This is a genomic window from Lelliottia jeotgali (assembly GCF_977070485.1).
In genome coordinates, this window is record NZ_CDRVFO010000008.1 from 64554 (window position 1) to 80416 (window position 15863).

Annotated in this window: 14 protein-coding genes; 5 read left to right on the forward strand and 9 right to left on the reverse strand. The window is 62.0% G+C overall.

Annotated elements, in window-relative coordinates; all coding sequences use genetic code 11:
* The first annotated feature begins 4 nt into the window (after window positions 1-4).
* A complete protein-coding gene (pcaC, locus tag ACW4TB_RS13770; protein WP_012312942.1) occupies window positions 5-403 on the forward strand; it encodes a 4-carboxymuconolactone decarboxylase in 399 nt (132 codons plus the stop codon).
* 124 nt (window positions 404-527) lie between these two features.
* On the opposite strand, the gene ACW4TB_RS13775 is transcribed toward pcaC, so the two are convergent.
* The 5 genes from ACW4TB_RS13775 to ttgA form a co-directional block, all read right to left on the reverse strand.
* On the reverse strand, window positions 528-1040 hold the full coding sequence (locus tag ACW4TB_RS13775) for an Mpo1 family 2-hydroxy fatty acid dioxygenase (protein ID WP_012312943.1): 513 nt from the start codon (window positions 1038-1040) through the stop codon (window positions 528-530).
* Between the two features lie 155 nt (window positions 1041-1195).
* Window positions 1196-2449 (reverse strand): OprD family porin, encoded by a 1254-nt coding sequence (locus ACW4TB_RS13780; RefSeq protein WP_012312944.1) that lies wholly within the window; start codon window positions 2447-2449, stop codon window positions 1196-1198.
* 257 nt (window positions 2450-2706) lie between these two features.
* Window positions 2707-4161 carry an AdeC/AdeK/OprM family multidrug efflux complex outer membrane factor gene (locus ACW4TB_RS13785; protein ID WP_012312945.1) on the reverse strand — a complete coding sequence of 485 codons (1455 nt, stop codon included), beginning with the start codon at window positions 4159-4161 and terminating at the stop codon, window positions 2707-2709.
* Window positions 4158-7310: a multidrug efflux RND transporter permease subunit TtgB gene (gene ttgB / locus ACW4TB_RS13790; protein ID WP_012312946.1), complete on the reverse strand. Its 3153-nt coding sequence runs from the start codon at window positions 7308-7310 to the stop codon at window positions 4158-4160. Before ttgB ends, ACW4TB_RS13785 begins: the two co-directional genes overlap by 4 nt.
* A gap of 3 nt (window positions 7311-7313) precedes the next feature.
* A complete protein-coding gene (gene ttgA, locus ACW4TB_RS13795; protein WP_012312947.1) occupies window positions 7314-8468 on the reverse strand; it encodes a toluene efflux RND transporter periplasmic adaptor subunit TtgA in 1155 nt (384 codons plus the stop codon).
* 255 nt (window positions 8469-8723) lie between these two features.
* Here ttgA and ttgR point away from each other — a divergent pair, with 255 nt between their 5' ends.
* On the forward strand, window positions 8724-9356 hold the full coding sequence (ttgR, locus tag ACW4TB_RS13800) for an efflux transport transcriptional regulator TtgR (RefSeq protein WP_012312948.1): 633 nt from the start codon (window positions 8724-8726) through the stop codon (window positions 9354-9356).
* 71 nt (window positions 9357-9427) lie between these two features.
* Here the strand turns inward: ttgR and ACW4TB_RS13805 are convergent, their stop codons facing one another.
* Window positions 9428-10879: an MDR family MFS transporter gene (locus ACW4TB_RS13805; RefSeq protein WP_012312949.1), complete on the reverse strand. Its 1452-nt coding sequence runs from the start codon at window positions 10877-10879 to the stop codon at window positions 9428-9430.
* Window positions 10880-11258: 379 nt separating this feature from the next.
* Here ACW4TB_RS13805 and ACW4TB_RS13810 point away from each other — a divergent pair, with 379 nt between their 5' ends.
* Window positions 11259-12128: an isocitrate lyase/PEP mutase family protein gene (locus tag ACW4TB_RS13810; RefSeq protein ID WP_012312950.1), complete on the forward strand. Its 870-nt coding sequence runs from the start codon at window positions 11259-11261 to the stop codon at window positions 12126-12128.
* 20 nt (window positions 12129-12148) lie between these two features.
* On the opposite strand, the gene ACW4TB_RS13815 is transcribed toward ACW4TB_RS13810, so the two are convergent.
* Together ACW4TB_RS13815 and ACW4TB_RS13820 are read right to left on the reverse strand one after the other, a co-directional pair.
* Window positions 12149-12289, reverse strand: a complete 141-nt coding sequence (locus tag ACW4TB_RS13815) for a hypothetical protein (RefSeq protein ID WP_279929733.1) — start codon at window positions 12287-12289, stop codon at window positions 12149-12151.
* Window positions 12290-12415: 126 nt separating this feature from the next.
* Window positions 12416-13324: a LysR family transcriptional regulator gene (locus ACW4TB_RS13820; protein ID WP_012312952.1), complete on the reverse strand. Its 909-nt coding sequence runs from the start codon at window positions 13322-13324 to the stop codon at window positions 12416-12418.
* A 104-nt stretch (window positions 13325-13428) separates the two neighbouring features.
* Between ACW4TB_RS13820 and ACW4TB_RS13825 the strand changes: the two genes are divergently transcribed.
* The gene (locus ACW4TB_RS13825; RefSeq protein WP_012312953.1) at window positions 13429-14304 is read left to right on the forward strand and encodes an MBL fold metallo-hydrolase; all 876 of its coding nucleotides are present in this window, start codon (window positions 13429-13431) and stop codon (window positions 14302-14304) included.
* A 27-nt stretch (window positions 14305-14331) separates the two neighbouring features.
* Window positions 14332-14946 carry an NAD(P)-dependent oxidoreductase gene (locus ACW4TB_RS13830; protein WP_012312954.1) on the forward strand — a complete coding sequence of 205 codons (615 nt, stop codon included), beginning with the start codon at window positions 14332-14334 and terminating at the stop codon, window positions 14944-14946.
* Here the strand turns inward: ACW4TB_RS13830 and ACW4TB_RS13835 are convergent.
* Window positions 14940-15818 carry a LysR substrate-binding domain-containing protein gene (locus ACW4TB_RS13835; RefSeq protein ID WP_012312955.1) on the reverse strand — a complete coding sequence of 293 codons (879 nt, stop codon included), beginning with the start codon at window positions 15816-15818 and terminating at the stop codon, window positions 14940-14942. The two genes, ACW4TB_RS13830 and ACW4TB_RS13835, sit on opposite strands and share 7 nt — an antisense overlap.
* Window positions 15819-15863: the final 45 nt, after the last annotated feature.

Below are 15863 nucleotides of genomic sequence, written 5' to 3' on the forward strand. Positions count from 1 at the left end.
TGCCATGGATGAGAAACAACGTTACGACGCCGGCATGCAAGTACGCCGCGCAGTACTCGGCGATGCCCACGTGGATCGCAGCCTGGAGAAACTCAACGACTTCAATGGCGAGTTCCAGGAAATGATCACTCGCCATGCCTGGGGTGATATCTGGACACGCCCGGGCCTGCCACGGCATACGCGCAGCCTGATCACCATCGCAATGTTGATCGGCATGAATCGTAACGATGAATTGAAGTTGCACCTGCGCGCGGCGGCCAACAACGGCGTGACCCGTGAAGAGATCAAGGAAGTGCTGATGCAGAGCGCTATCTACTGTGGTATTCCAGCAGCCAATGCCACCTTCCACCTGGCAGAATCGGTGTGGGATGAGTTGGGTGTAGAGTCTCGCCAACAGTCGTGAAGCTCACGCACCTGTAGGAGCGGCCTTGTGTCGCGAAAGGGCTGCGAAGCGGCCCCAGGATGGTTGCAGCGTCGCTGAAATTGATGGGGCCGCTTTGCGGCCCTTTCGCGACACAAGGCCACTCCTACGCAGAGCGCAGCGCCACCGGCCCGGCATTGGCCTCAACTGCATGCTTGAGCGCCGGGCACATTCCCAGCATGAACGCCGCCTCCGCCACCACGAACAGCGGCCCTATGATCAGCCCACTGATATCGTCGACGAACGCCGGCTTGCGGCCTTCGTAATAATGCCCGACGAACTGGATGATCCAGCCCACCACAAATGCTCCTGCCCCAGCACTGAGCCACAGCGCGGTGCTTTGCAGCGCCAGTGCTTGCCCAACCCATAGGCACAGCCCCAGCAGCAAGCCCATCACCAGCCCGAAACGCAGGTCCAGGCGCAGGTAGAACCACACCGACGCCGCAGCTGCCAGCAGGGCAGGGGACAGCCAGACCCCGGCGACGTCCCAGCCCGGGCGCGACAGCAGGATGGTCACGGCCAGCACGATCAGCGGAATGCCGACAAAGTGGGTAGCGATATTGCGTGGGTCGCGATGGTAGCTGGCGTATTGGCTCAGGTGTTCGACGAGGTTTTTCATTGTTGTTCCTCCCTGGGTGGCCTGTTTGCATGGGGTAGCCTGTGCCGCCCTGTTGGCGGGCACAGGCCACTCATACTGCTCAGGATAGCCTTTGGCGCACCACCATCATCAGCTTAGCGAATGGTGCCAGTCCGCATGGCTGATGGCCCAAGAGATCACAACAGGTTCAGCGGGTAACTCACGATCAACCGGTTCTCATCGAACGCGTTGGTGCTGAAGTCCCTGCGCATGGTCGAGTTGCGCCATTTCACCGAAAGGTCCTTGAATGACCCCGACTGCACCACGTAGGCCAGTTCGGTTTCTCGCGCCCATTCCTTGCCGTCGTCGATGCTGCCAGAGGTGACATTGTCACCCTTGATGTAGCGGTTCATCAGGGTCAGGCCGGGGATACCGACGGTGACGAAGTTGAAGTCATGGCGCACCTGCCAGGAACGTTCCTTGGCATTGTCGAAGCTGGAGTTGTAGCTGTCGTTGGCCAGGGTGCCACCGCTGGTGCCGTTGACCCGCAACCAGGCATCGTCGCCGCTGACTTTCTGCAGGCCGACGTAGAAGGTGTTGCCCTTGTAGCGTGCAGAGAGCATCGCCGAGGCCGTGCGGTTGTCTAGCTGGCCTGCGCGTTCGGCGCCGTCTTCCTTGCCGATGAAATAGCCGAGGTTGGCGCCCAGGGTCCATTCGCCCAGGGGCTGGCTATGCACCAGGTTGATGTATTGCTGACGGTAGATGTCCTTGAGCTGGGCATCCCACAGGCCGATCATCGTGCGCTTGTCGTTGAAGGTATATTCGCCACCACCGAAGTTGAAACGATCGGAGGTGAACGCCGCTCGGCCATTGAGCGACATGTCTTCCATGCTGGCGTCGTTGCGCGGGCTGTTGGCGCGGAACTGACCGGCGTACAGGGTCAGGCCCTCGATTTCTTTCGAGGTGAGCTGGCCACCGCGGAAGGTCTGCGGCAGCGAGCGGCCGTCATCCGAGCGCAGGATCGGCAGCACGGGCATCCATTCGCCGACTTTCAGTTCGGTTTCCGACAGCTTGGCTTTTAGTGCGACGCCCAGGCGGCCGAAGTCGTCGGCGGGCCGGCCGTCATCGTGGACCGGTAGCAGGTGGGTATTGGTGGTGCCTTTTCCGCCGTCGAGCTTGACCGAATACATGCCCAGTACATCCACGCCGAAACCTACGACGCCCTGGGTGAAGCCGGAGCGGGCATCGAGGATGAAGCTTTGCGTCCATTCCTCTCCCTTGGCCTGGGAGTGAGCCGGGTCGACGAAGTTGCGGTTGATGTAGAAGTTGCGCAGGTTGAGGGTGGCCTTGGCGTCCTCCATGAAACCGCCTTCGGCGGCCAATGCGGGGAGGGCGCAGGACATGGCCAACAGGCCGGGCAGCAGCTGGCGTGCGGGGTGCGAAATGCTCATCTGTCGTGGATCTCTTGTTTTTATTGGCGAACCGGTGCGCTGCAAAGTGCGGCCTGCAGGGCGGGTTTTTTGATCAAATTGGCAACGTGTTGCTGGAGAGGATGGTGCGGGGAGGGCGGCAGTGAGGCAATTCGTCGCAAGCGGAAGCGGGCGATAATCGAACGGAATGTTCCAGTTGGTTAATTGTTTGTCAGGCAGTGTCGTGCGCAACAAAAAAACCACCGCAAGGGGTGGGTTTTTTGTTTTTACCTGAACAGTCAGCTCTTCGGTGTTGCCGCCGATGCCTGCTGATTGGCCTGCCCGGTCTGCTCGTACCAGCCACCGCCGAGCGCTTTGTACAGGTTGACCTCGCTGGTCAGCTGCGACAGGCGATCGGTGATCAGTGACTGCTGTGCACTGAACAAGTTGCGCTGGGCATCGAGGAAGGTCAGGTTGCTGTCGATACCGATGCGGTAACGGCGTTCGGCCAGGCGGTAGTAATCCTGGTTCGCCTGCACCAGGTCACGTTGCGCCTGCAACTGCTCTTCGAAGGTCTTGCGTGCCGCCAGGCCATCGGAGACTTCCTGGAAGGCGGTCTGGATGGTTTTTTCGTACTTGGCGACGTTGATGTCTTTCTGAATCTTCGAGTAGTCCAGGCTCGCCTTCAGACTGCCGGCGTTGAAGATCGGCAGGTTGATCTGCGGCTGGAACAGCCAGGTCCCCGACCCCCCCTTGAACAGCCCGTCCATGTCCGGGCTCAGGGTGCCGGCGTTGGCGGTCAGGCTGATGCTCGGGAAGAACGCTGCTCGCGCTGCGCCAATGTTGGCGTTGGCGGCCTTGAGCAGGTGTTCGGCCTCCTGGATGTCAGGGCGGCGCTGGAGGATGTCCGACGGCAGGCCAGCCGGCACTTCCGCCAGCTGGTCGGCATCAAGCTCCAGCGGCTTGGGCAGGTTGGCCGGGATGCCGGTACCCACCAGCACGGCCAGGCTGTTGAGGTCTTGGGCAACAAGGCGCTGATACTGCGAATACTTGACCCGTGCCCCTTCCACTGCGGTGCGCGCCTGGCTGAGGTCGAGCGCCGAAGCCACACCGACTTCGTTGCTGCGGCGGGTCAGGTTGTAGCTTTCCTCGTAGGTCTTGAGCGTCTCTTCGGTCAGCTTGAACAGTGCCTGGTCGGCCTGCCAGGTGTAGTAGGCGTTGGCCACGCTGGCCACCAGGGCGATCTGCGTGGAGCGACGCGCCTGCTCACTGGACAGGTAGGTTTCCAAGGCCTGCTCGGTCAGGCTGCGTACGCGGCCGAACAGGTCCAGCTCATAGGCGCTGACGCCTAGCGTGGCCGAGTACTGGCTGGTGATGTTGGCTTCGCCGGTGGTCGACATGTCAGCCGGGACGCGCTGGCGGCTGCCGCTGCCAGTGGCCGAAACCGCCGGGAACAGGTCGGCGCGCTGGATGCGGTACTGCGCGCGGTAAGCGTCAAGATTCAGTGCCGCCACGCGCAGGTCGCGGTTGTTCACCAGCGAAGTCTGGATCAACTGCTGCAGTGCCGGGTCGTGGAAGAACTGGCGCCAGCCCTGTTCGGCGGCGGCCACGTCGGCCGACTCGGTCGGCGAGTACGCAGGGCCTTGCGGCCACTGCGCAGCCACCGGTGCTTCCGGCGTCTGGTAGTCAGGGATCAGCGAGCAGCCGCCGAGAATGAAAGCGGTTACTGCAAGGGACAACAAAGACTTGGTCATTGCCCAGCCTCATAGCGTGGAGTTTCAGGGGTGGCGTCCTTTTCCGGCTTTTTGCTGCCGAACAGCGACGACACTGCGACGAAGAACAACGGTACCCAGAAGATGGCCAGCACGGTCGCACTGATCATGCCGCCGATTACCCCAGTACCGATGGCATGCTGGCTGCCCGCGCCAGCGCCGCTGGAAATGGTCAACGGTACCACGCCGAGGATGAATGCCAGCGAGGTCATGATGATCGGGCGCAGACGCATGCGGCATGCCTCGATCGCTGCGTCATACAGGCTTTTGCCTTGTTCGTGCAGTTCCTTGGCGAATTCCACGATCAGGATCGCGTTCTTCGCCGCCAGGCCGATGGTGGTCAACAGACCGACCAGGAAGTACACGTCATTGGACAGGCCACGCAGGCTGGTGGCGATCAATGCACCGATGATGCCCAGTGGTACTACCAGCACCACGGCGATCGGGATCGACCAGCTTTCATACAGTGCTGCCAGGCACAGGAACACGAACAGGACCGAGAGGGCGAACAGTGCCGGCATTTGCGAGCCGGAAAGCTTTTCCTCGTAGGACATGCCAGTCCAGGAGTAGCCGATGCCGTCCGGCAGTTCGCCAGCGATACGCTCCACCTCGGCCATGGCTTCACCGGTACTGTAGCCTGGGGCCGGTGCACCGAGGATTTCCATCGCCTCGACACCGTTGTAGCGCGACAGCTTGGGCGAACCGTAGGTCCATTCACCGGTGGCGAAGGAGGAGAACGGTACCATCTCGCCTGCACCGTTGCGCACGTACCACTTCTGCAGGTCTTCCGGGCTCATCCGGGCGTTTGGTTCACCCTGGATGTACACCTTCTTGACCCGGCCGCGGTCGATGAAGTCGTTGACGTAGCTGGCACCCAAGGCAATCGACAGGGTGTTGTTGATGTCGGAGATGGTCACGCCCAGGGCGCTGGCACGTTCGTCATCAATGGTCAGCTGGTACTGCGGCTCATCGTTCAGGCCGTTCGGACGCACGGCGCTGAGCACCTTGCTCTGGGCAGCCTTGGCCAGGAACTGGTTGCGCGCTTCCATGAGTTTCGCATGGCCGACACCGCCACGGTCCTGGAGGAATACGTCGAAGCCGGTGGCGTTACCCAACTCCAGTACCGCAGGTGGAGCAAAGGCGAACACCATCGCATCACGGAAGCTGAAGAAGTGCTGCTGGGCACGCTCGGCCAGGCCGAACACGCTGTTCTCCTTGGAGCGTTCGTCCCACGGCTTGAGCATGATGAACGCCATGCCCGAACTTTGCCCGCGACCGGCGAAGTTGAAGCCGTTGACGGTGAACACCGACGATACGGTATCGGCTTCGTCCTCGAGCAGGTACTCACGCATCTGGTCAATCACCACCTGGGTGCGCTCGGCACTGGAACCGGCCGGGGTCTGAACCTGGGCGAACAGTACGCCCTGGTCTTCCTCAGGCAGGAACGCGGTAGGGATGCGGGTGAACAGCCAGATCATGCCCACGACAATCAAGGCGTAGCCCAGCAGGAACGGCACCTTGTTGCGCAGGATGGTACCAACGCTGCGCTCGTAGCCGTTTACGCTGCGGTCGAAGTTGCGGTTGAACCAGCCGAAGAAGCCACTTTTGGCCACATGGTGCTCGCCCTTTTTAAGTGGCTTGAGCATGGTGGCGCAAAGCGCCGGGGTGAAGATCAGCGCCACCAGCACCGACAGGCCCATGGCCGAGACGATGGTGATGGAGAATTGACGGTAGATCACACCCGTGGAGCCGCCGAAGAAGGCCATCGGCAGCAGCACTGCCGACAGTACCAGGGCGATACCCACCAGCGCGCCCTGGATCTGCTCCATCGACCGCTTGGTCGCCTCTTTGGGCGGCAAGCCTTCCTCGGACATGACCCGTTCGACGTTCTCCACCACGACGATGGCGTCGTCCACCAGCAAGCCGATGGCCAGGACCATGGCGAACATGGTCAGGGTGTTGATGCTGAAGCCCGCTGCGGCAAGGATGCCGAAGGTACCCAGCAATACCACCGGTACGGTCATGGTGGTAATGATGGTGGCGCGGAAGTTCTGCAGGAACAGGTACATCACCAGGAATACCAGGACCACGGCTTCGATCAGGGTGTGGATAACCCCGCTGATCGATTCGGTGACCACCGGCGTGGTGTCATACGGGAACACCGCCTTGACCCCTGGCGGGAAGAACGGCTCCAGGTCGCTGATGGTCTTGCGCAGGGCCGTGGCGGTATCCAGGGCGTTGGCGCCGGTCGCCAGCTTGACCGCAAGGCCCGAGGCCGGCTTGCCGTTGAACTGGGCGCTGATGGCGTAGTTTTCGCCGCCCAGGCCGACCTGGGCAACATCGCGCAGGCGAACCTGCGAACCGTCGCTGTTGACCTTGAGCAGGATATTTTCGAACTGCTCGGCGGTCTGCAGGCGGGTCTTGCCGATGATGGTGGCGTTCAGCTGGGTGCCCGGCATGGCAGGCAGGCCACCGAGCTGGCCGGACGAGACCTGCACGTTCTGCGCGGCGACCGCGGTTCTGACGTCGACCGGGGTCAGCTGGAACTTGTTCAGCTTGGCCGGATCGAGCCAGATACGCATGGCGTACTGTGCACCGAACACCTGGAAGTCACCGACACCTGCCGTGCGCGAAATCGAGTCCTGCATGTTGGAAACGATGTAGTTGGCCAGGTCATCCTTGGTCATGCTGCCGTCTTCGGACACCAGGCCGATCACCATCAGGAAGTTCTTCACTGCCTTGGTGACGCGGATACCTTGCTGCTGCACTTCCTGCGGCAGCAGTGGGGTGGCCAGGTTCAGCTTGTTCTGTACCTGGACCTGTGCGGTATCAGGGTTGGTGCCCTGCTCGAAGGTGGCGGTGATGGTCATGCTGCCGTCGGAGTTGCTCTCCGAGGACACATAACGCAGGTTGTCGATACCGTTGAGCTGCTGCTCGATCACCTGCACCACGGTGTCCTGCACGGTTTGCGCCGAGGCGCCCGGGTAAGTCACGGAGATGGCGATGGCCGGCGGCGCGATGCTTGGGTACTGGTTGATCGGCAGCTTCAGGATCGACAGAGCGCCGACCAGCATGATCACCAAGGCGATCACCCAGGCGAAGATCGGGCGATCGATAAAGAACTTCGACATGGTTTACTCCGCTTTGGCGTCTGCTTTGGCCGCGCTGGCCTGATCAGGGCTGCCCGGTTTCTTGACGTTGGTGGCATCGCTGACCTTGACCTCGACACCCGGGCGCACGTACTGCAGGCCCTCGGTGATCAGGCGGTCGCCCGGGTTCAGGCCTTCCTCGATCAGCCAGTCGCTACCCAGGGTGCGGCTGGCCTTGAGCTGGCGCAGTTCGACCTTGTTCTCCTGGTTGACTACCAGCGCGGTGGGGGCACCCTTGAGGTCACGGGTCACGCCTTGCTGCGGGGCCAGGATGGCATTGCTGTTGACCCCGGCCTTGAGCCGCGCGTGCACGAACATGCCGGGCAGCAGGGTGTGGTCAGGATTGGGGAAGATGGCGCGCAGGGTCACCGAACCTGTGGTCTCGTCGACCGCCACTTCGGAGAACTCCAGGCGACCTTCCTGCTTGAACAGGCTGCCGTCTTCCAGCACCAGCTGGACGGACGCGGCGTTGTCGCCGGACTTCTGCAGCTGGCCACTTTCCAGGTCACGGCGCAGTTTGAGCAACTCGGCGGTGGACTGGGTGACATCGACGTAGATCGGGTCGAGTTGCTGGATGGTGGCCATGGCATTGGTCTGGCCATTGCTCACCAGTGCACCTTCAGTGAACGAAGAGCGACCGATACGACCACTGATCGGTGCCAGTACCTTGGTATAGCGCAGATCGATCTGCGCACTCTTGAGCGCGGCCTCGGCCTGCAATCGTTTGGCATTGGCGTCGTCGTATTCCTGCTTGGACACCGCCTGTTCGTCGATCAGTTGCTTGTAGCGCTCGGCCAGCGAGCGGGTAGCCTGAAGGTTGGCCTGGGCGTTGGCCAGGGTGGCCTCGTATACGGCAGGGTCGATCTGGTACAGCTGCTGACCGGCCTTGACGTCGCTGCCCTCTTTGAATAGGCGCTTGAGAATGATGCCATTGACCTGTGGGCGCACTTCGGCCACGCGATAGGCGCTGGTGCGCCCCGGCAGCTCGGACGTCAGGGTGAAGGCTTGGGGCTGGATTGTCACGACGCCGACCAGAGGAGCCTGTGCTGCGGGCGCGGCTTCTTCTTTCTTACAGCCACTTAGCAGAGTTGCCAGGGCGACGGCGGAAACCAGAGCGGTAACGGCTGGCTTGAATTGCATGAGGATCCTCGGGTCGCTAGAGCAGGGAGACGCTCAAGAGTAATGGAAGAGTCTTGTCAGAAAAAATGCTATCAGGTGGATAAATAGCTTACTAACGAATATACTTACATTCATGGTTGTTTGTAAATACCGTTGGGTAGTACTTGGCTACTATCCGGCCCCTTGATTAGCCCATCCGGAGGCACCCTTCAGAGGTGACCCCGGCGGATTCCCCACAGGCAATGTGCCTGTGGGCCCAGATGAGGTTGTACTGCCATGGTCCGTCGAACCAAAGAAGAAGCCCAGGAAACCCGAACCCAGATCATCGAGGCGGCGGAAAAGGCTTTCTACAAGCGTGGGGTTGCTCGAACCACCCTGGCTGACATCGCCGAACTGGCGGGCGTGACCCGCGGTGCTATCTACTGGCATTTCAACAATAAGGCGGAGTTGGTGCAGGCGCTGCTCGACAGTCTGCACGAGACCCATGACCACTTGGCGCGTGCCAGTGAAAGCGAGGACGAACTGGACCCGCTTGGCTGCATGCGCAAGCTGCTGCTGCAAGTGTTCAATGAGCTTGTGCTCGACGCCCGGACCCGGCGTATCAATGAGATCTTGCATCACAAGTGCGAGTTCACCGATGACATGTGTGAAATTCGCCAGCAGCGCCAAAGCGCGGTGCTGGATTGCCACGAGGGCATTACCCTGGCGTTGGCCAATGCCGTGCGCCGTGAACAGTTGCCGGCCGGGCTTGATGTAGAGCGGGCAGCCGTGGCCCTGTTTGCCTATGTCGATGGCCTGATCGGGCGCTGGTTGCTACTGCCAGACAGCTTCGATTTGCTGCGCGATGCCGAAAAATGGGTGGACACCGGGCTGGATATGCTGCGCTTGAGCCCTGCTTTGCGCAAATGACACTTTGTTAAGGATTGTGAGGGAGTGTTTTCCCTGAGCATTAAGGGATGATTAAAACCTAAGGTGCTCCGCTAGCGCCCGCGCAACTGCCGGTCTGGCAATGCCACTGCCGCCACCAGCCCCAGCAGCGCCACCGTGGCGCTGCCCAGCAACAGGTGCCTGAAGGTCTCCAGCAATCGTGCCTGGGTAGCAGGATTAGCTTCGCCCGCCTGCAGGCTCCCCAGCAACGGATTACCCAGCAATTCGAACCCGCCCTGATGCAGCAGTGCCAGCAGTACGCTGGACATGCATGCCACGCCCATGGCGCCGCCAAGTGAGCGGAACAGGTTGGTCGTGCTGGTGGCCACGCCGATGTCCTTGCTATCGACTGCGCTCTGGGTGCCTACCAGCGATGTCGGGAACTGCAGCCCGCAGGCGATGCCTGTGAACAACATGAAAAGCGCACTGAGTACGCCCGACTGCGGTGGGGTGATGGCCATGGCGAAGATCGCCACCGGCATCAGCAACGCACCGGCGAGGATCTGCGGCTTATAGCGGCCAGTGAAGCTGGTCATGCGCCCGCCGGTGAATGCACCGATGGGCAGGCCGATGGCCAAGGGCAGCAGGTGCAGCGCGGCGCTGTCGGCCCCGGCCCCGGTGATGCCCTGGTAGCGCAGGGGCATCAGCATGGTCAGAGAGATCGATTGGAAACTGGCGAAGAAAATCACCGCCCAGCACAGCACGGCAACCCGGTTACCGAACAGTCCGAGTGGCAGCAACGGCTCCTGGCAACGACGTTCATGCCCGATGAACAAGGCTGTGCCAAGCCCGGCACAGGCGAACAGGGCCACTACGGCAGGCGCAGTCCAGGCATGGCCTTGGCCGACCAGGGTAATGCCCAACAGCAGGCTGCCCAGGCCAAGGATCAGCAACACCGCCCCCAGATAGTCCACCTGGGCCTGACGGCGTTGCACGGGCATACCCTCCAAGGCGCGATGGATGGCCCACAGGGCGACCAGGCCCAAGGGCAGGTTGATCCAGAACACCCAGCGCCACGACAGGTATTCGGTCAGCCACCCACCCAGTACCGGCCCGGCAACACTGGCTGCGGCGTACATGCTGCTGAAATAGCCCTGATAGCGCCCACGCTCGCGCGGCGGCACGAAGTCGCCGATGATCGCCTGGCTCACCGAGACCATTCCGCCCGCACCGATGCCCTGCAGCACCCGCGCCAGCACCAGCTGCTGCATGTCCTGGGCCAGTGCGCAGGCGATGGAGGCCAGTGTGAACAGGCTGATGCCGGTAAGTATCATGCGCCGGCGGCCATACAGGTCCCCCAGCTTGCCATAGATAGGGACCGCCACGGTCATCGCCACCATGTAGCCCGAAATTACCCAGGCCAGCAGCCCGACGTCATTGAACTGGGCGGAGATGGCGGGCAGTGAGACCGCGACGATGGTCTGGTCAAGGGCACCAAGGAAAATGGCCAGCATCAACGCGGTGAGTACGTTGCGCAGGGCGGTCTGGGGGAGGGCGGCGGTCACGGGGGCACCTTGTTTGCGACGGCGGTGACTTTGCTGGCCCGCGGACGGGTCGGCATCAATGCTGCGAGTGTAACCCGACTTAGGTAGCTACCTATGTACTATCTGCATCGCCCATGCAAGATCGGCATTGGCGCATTCATCCAGTGCTGCATGGCCGCGTGATATCGTGCATGTGCCGCAGAGCCTTGAATCCGCGGGTTGCACCAGCTTGGTGCAGCATGATGTCGCAGGATTCCAGTGCCGCTGTATCCCACACCTTTTATTCCTCTGCCTGCATGTCGAGCATGACCGCCCAGATGGCGACGGTTGGAACAGGTCAGGTAGACCCGATTCAGGGGTCGGTAGCAACCGTTCAATTTCACGTATAAGCGGAGTGATCATGCCCAAGGCTTCCCATCAAGATTTGCGTTTTGCCTTCCGCGAGCTGCTCGCTTCAGGTTCCTGCTATCACACGGCCTCCGTGTTCGACCCAATGTCGGCGCGTATTGCCGCTGACCTGGGCTTCGAAGTCGGCATTCTCGGCGGGTCGGTCGCTTCGCTGCAGGTGCTGGCTGCACCAGACTTCGCCCTTATCACACTCAGTGAGTTCGTCGAGCAGGCTACCCGCATCGGCCGTGTGGCCCAGCTGCCGGTGCTCGCCGATGCCGACCACGGTTATGGCAATGCGCTGAATGTCATGCGCACGGTCATCGAACTGGAACGCGCCGGTGTGGCTGCGCTGACCATCGAAGACACGCTGTTGCCGGCCCAGTTCGGGCGCAAGTCCACCGACCTGATCCCGGTCGAGGAGGGGGTTGGCAAGATCCGTGCGGCGCTGGAGGCCCGGGTCGACTCGTCGCTGTCGATCATCGCCCGCACCAACGCTGGCGTACTCAGCACCGAAGAAATCATCGTGCGCACCCAGAGCTACCAGAAGGCCGGTGCCGACGCGATCTGCATGGTGGGCGTCAAAGACTTCGAGCAACTCGAGCAGATTGCCGGGCACCTGAGCGTGCCCCTGATGCTGGTGACCTACGCCAACCCCAACCTGCACGACGATGAGCGCCTGGCGCGCCTTGGCGTGCGGATCGTGGTCGATGGACATGCCGCCTACTTTGCCGCGATCAAGGCCACTTATGACTGCCTGCGCCTGCAGCGCGGCCAGCAGAACAAGTCGGAGAACCTCACGGCCACCGAACTCTCTCACACCTACACCCAGCCTGAGGACTACATCCGCTGGGCCAAGGAATACATGAGCGTTGATGAGTGACCGGCCTGGCGCCGTTCAACCTAACGGACGGCGCTCAAGGTTGCCGTATGCGGCACGCAGTGCGCCTGCTCGCAACTGGCCGCCGAGCTTGGCTGGTTGCGTAGCAGTTCTGCGCGCCAGCAGGCTGAGCCGTACAGCCCGGCGACTGCAGTCAATGCCATGACAAGGGCGACTCTTCTTGATTTGATGCCCATGGTGCTCACCTCCTGTTGCAAAAACAGGTGATACCTCAAGCATAGGTCAATCACCGGTGGACGCTTGACGCAACAGCCCGGTTGCGCGGCAGTTCACAACAAATCTTTATCCCACTCCGGTTCGTCCCTGAACCGCTGCGCCAGAAAATCCAGCATGGTGCGCAAGGTCGCCGGCATATGCTTGCGTGATGTGTACACCGCATTCAGGTTCAGCTCCTGCGGGCGTGCATAAGGCAGCAGGCGCACCAGCTCGCCTGTACGCATGGCCGCGGCAGCCTGGTAAGTCGGCAGCATGGCGACCCCTGCACCGGCCAGTGCCGCCTTCTGCAGGGTCATGGCCTCGTTGGCACTGATATTACCTTCGACCGGCACAGTGATCGGCTGGCCGCCCACTTCGAAATGCCAGACGCTGTGGCCGAAGTAGGCATGAGTCAGGCAATTGTGCTGGCTCAGCTCCTCGACCCGTTGCGGGGTGCCATGCTCATGCAAGTAGGCGGGTGCCGCGCAGACGACTGAGCGGCATACAGTGAGGCGCCGGGCGATGAGGTTAGGGTCCAGGTCGTTGCTGGTGCGGATGGCCAGGTCGATGCGCTCGTCCACCAGGTTGACCGTGCGATCAAGCATCTGCAGCTCGACTTTCACCCCAGGGTAGCGGCGCACATACGCGGCTACCGCATCCACCAGTTGTGCCTGGCCGAATGAGGTACTGACGCTGATGCGCAGGGCGCCACGGGGCGCATCCGCCGGTTGCTGCACGGCGGCCTGCAGGTCGCCGGCCAGTTCCAGCAGATGCCGGCAGCGGGGCAGGGTCTCCAGGCCAGCGGCGGTCAGGCTCAATTTGCGCGTGGTGCGCTGCATCAAGCGTGCGCCAACCCAGTCCTCCAGCTCGGCGAGGTAGCGCGAGACCACAGGGCGGGACAGCTGCAGTTGATCGGCCGCAGCCGACTGGCTGCCCAGGTCGACGACGGTGACAAAAACGCGCATCGCGTTCAGACGGTCCATGATTTGCCCGATTTCAGAAACAAACTATGTTCGAGCATCGCATTTTTTGTCACGGATCGGGCAATTAAGCTGTTGATCATTCTTCTCGAGGACGGTCAAAGAGCATGTCGATATTCACTCCCTTGCGCAGCCTGGTGCTGGCATGTGTCGCCCTGGCTGGCCAGGCCCAGGCTGCCGAGCCGTTGCAACTGGACATTTACAACCCAGGCCATGAGGCCATCTTCCCGGTCAGCTCGGTAATCGTCAGTGGCGAAAAGGACGCCATCCTGGTCGACGCCCAGTTCGGCAAGGCCCAGGCCGAACAGCTGGTGCAACGCCTGCGTGCTGGCGGCAAACACCTGACGACCATCTACATCAGCCATGGCGACCCGGACTACTACTTCGGCCTCGACACCCTGACCCAGGCCTTCCCTGAGGCCAGCGTGGTTGCTTCGGCCGCCACCGTTGCCCATATCCGCCAGACCATGGATGCCAAGCTGGCTTACTGGGGGCCGCAGATGGGCTCCGACAAACCGGCGCGGCTGGTGGTGCCACAGGTGCTCGATGGCAATCGCCTGATGCTGGAGGGGCAGCCGCTCGAAGTCATGGGGCTGGATGGCCCGCAACGTGAACGCAGTTTTGTCTGGATTCCGTCGATCAAGGCGGTGGTGGGTGGGGTGGTGGTCTCCGAAAACATCCATGTGTGGATGGCCGATACCCAGTCAGCCAAGTCGCATGCGGATTGGCTTGGCACGCTCAAGCATATCGAGCAGCTGTCACCGCGTACTGTCGTGCCCGGCCACTACTTGGGGCAGAGCGATCATTCGCTCGATGCCGTGCATTTCACGGCGAGCTACATCCAGGCGTTCGATGTTGAAGCGGCCAAGGCCAAAGACGCCGATGGGCTGATCGCCGCAATGAAGAAGCGTTACCCGGGCCTGGCCGACGAGAGCTCGCTGGAGCTCGGTGCCAAGGTCGCCAAGGGCGAGATGAAGTGGTAATTCCATTCAACTGAAGGAGTGTTCCTCATGAGCAAGATCGCAATCATCGGTGCTACTGGCCGCGCTGGCAGCCAACTGCTGGAAGAGGCGTTGCGCCGCGGGCACAGTGTGCTCGCCATTGCCCGCGACCCTTCGACACTGCAGGGGCGCGCGGGCGTGACCGTGCAGGCGCTCGACGTCAAGGACAGCGCGGCGCTGCAGAAGGCGCTGGCGGGTGTGGATGCGGTGCTGAGCGCTGCGCATTTTTCGACCATCGAGCCGCATGCGATCATCGAGCCGGTCAAGCGTGCGGGCGTCAAACGCCTGTTGGTAGTCGGGGGCGCCGGCAGCCTGCTGTTGCCTTCCGGGCATCGGGTCATCGACAGCCCGGACTTTCCGGAGGCTTACAAGGCCGAGGCCAGCGCCGGTGTACGCTTTCTTGAGGTGCTGCGCCAGGAACAGAACCTGGACTGGACCTTCCTGTCGCCGTCGGCTGAGTTCGTCGAAGGGGAGCGGACAGGGCATTACACCTTGGGCAAGGACCACCTGCTGATCGGCGCCGATGGCAAGAGCTGGATTACCTTTGCCGACTACGCCATTGCCATGCTTGATGAGCTGGAGAAACCGGCGCATTCGCGGCAGCGGTTTACCGTCGGTTACTGAGCCTCGGCACGGCCCTCCAGCCAGTCCATCAGCTCGGCCAGCCCTGCTGGCAAGCTTTTGGACTGGCAGGCCAGGTAATAGGCTTTGCCGGTGGTCACCTTCAACCCGAAGGGCATGCACAAACGCCCGCCGCGCAGGTCATCGCCAATCAATGCCCAATCGCCAATGGCAACCCCAGTGCCCTGGGATGCCATGGCCATGGCCATGTCCAGCGTCTCGAAGTGCTGCTTCGGCCCGTGCAGGTCGAGTGACGCACCGGCCGCTTGCAGCCACAGGCGCCAGTCGTGCTCATCCCGCGATGGGTGCAGCAGCATATGGCGCGCCAGGTCCTCGACCTGCTTCAGTGGCAAAGGCCCAGCCAGTAACGATGGCGCGCAGACCGGCGTGAGTTGCTCATCGAACAGCTTGCGCACCCGCAGCCCATGATTGGGCAAGCTGCCATAGACCACCGCCGCATCGAACCCTTCGCGCCGAAAATCCACGCCATGTTGCACCGTGGTGGTCAGCTCTACCGGCACATCCGGGCGCAGTGCCTGCCATTCCATCAGGCGCGGCAACAGCCAGCGCATCACGCAGGTCGGCGCCTTGAGCTGCAAGGTCGCGCTGCGCCCGCCCACCTCGCGCACACCCTGTTCGATCAAGGCGAACACCTGTTGCACGCGCGGCAGCCAGTCCTGCCCTTCACGCGTCAGGCTCAGGCCGCGGGCCTGACGCTGGAACAAGGCATAACCCAGGTGTTCTTCGAGCCCGGCGATCTGCCGGCTGACGGCGCCCTGGGTGATATGCAGCTGCTGTGCGGCACGGGTGAAGTTGCAATGCTGCGCGGTGACCAGAAAGGTGTGCAGGGCTGGGAGGGGCGGAAGGCGTTTCATCGTGGCAAGCCATGATTAAAGGACATGGCTAGTATGTGTTTTTTT

What these genes read in the sequence shown, in the direction of transcription:
- pcaC (WP_012312942.1), top strand. Translation starts at nt 5, where the DNA reads ATGGATGAGAAACAACGTTACGACGCCGGCATGCAAGTACGCCGCGCA.
- ACW4TB_RS13775 (WP_012312943.1), bottom strand. Translation starts at nt 1,040, where the DNA reads ATGAAAAACCTCGTCGAACACCTGAGCCAATACGCCAGCTACCATCGC.
- ACW4TB_RS13780 (WP_012312944.1), bottom strand. Translation starts at nt 2,449, where the DNA reads ATGAGCATTTCGCACCCCGCACGCCAGCTGCTGCCCGGCCTGTTGGCC.
- ACW4TB_RS13785 (WP_012312945.1), bottom strand. Translation starts at nt 4,161, where the DNA reads ATGACCAAGTCTTTGTTGTCCCTTGCAGTAACCGCTTTCATTCTCGGC.
- ttgB (WP_012312946.1), bottom strand. Translation starts at nt 7,310, where the DNA reads ATGTCGAAGTTCTTTATCGATCGCCCGATCTTCGCCTGGGTGATCGCC.
- ttgA (WP_012312947.1), bottom strand. Translation starts at nt 8,468, where the DNA reads ATGCAATTCAAGCCAGCCGTTACCGCTCTGGTTTCCGCCGTCGCCCTG.
- ttgR (WP_012312948.1), top strand. Translation starts at nt 8,724, where the DNA reads ATGGTCCGTCGAACCAAAGAAGAAGCCCAGGAAACCCGAACCCAGATC.
- ACW4TB_RS13810 (WP_012312950.1), top strand. Translation starts at nt 11,259, where the DNA reads ATGCCCAAGGCTTCCCATCAAGATTTGCGTTTTGCCTTCCGCGAGCTG.
- ACW4TB_RS13815 (WP_279929733.1), bottom strand. Translation starts at nt 12,289, where the DNA reads ATGGCATTGACTGCAGTCGCCGGGCTGTACGGCTCAGCCTGCTGGCGC.
- ACW4TB_RS13820 (WP_012312952.1), bottom strand. Translation starts at nt 13,324, where the DNA reads ATGGACCGTCTGAACGCGATGCGCGTTTTTGTCACCGTCGTCGACCTG.
- ACW4TB_RS13825 (WP_012312953.1), top strand. Translation starts at nt 13,429, where the DNA reads ATGTCGATATTCACTCCCTTGCGCAGCCTGGTGCTGGCATGTGTCGCC.
- ACW4TB_RS13830 (WP_012312954.1), top strand. Translation starts at nt 14,332, where the DNA reads ATGAGCAAGATCGCAATCATCGGTGCTACTGGCCGCGCTGGCAGCCAA.
- ACW4TB_RS13835 (WP_012312955.1), bottom strand. Translation starts at nt 15,818, where the DNA reads ATGAAACGCCTTCCGCCCCTCCCAGCCCTGCACACCTTTCTGGTCACC.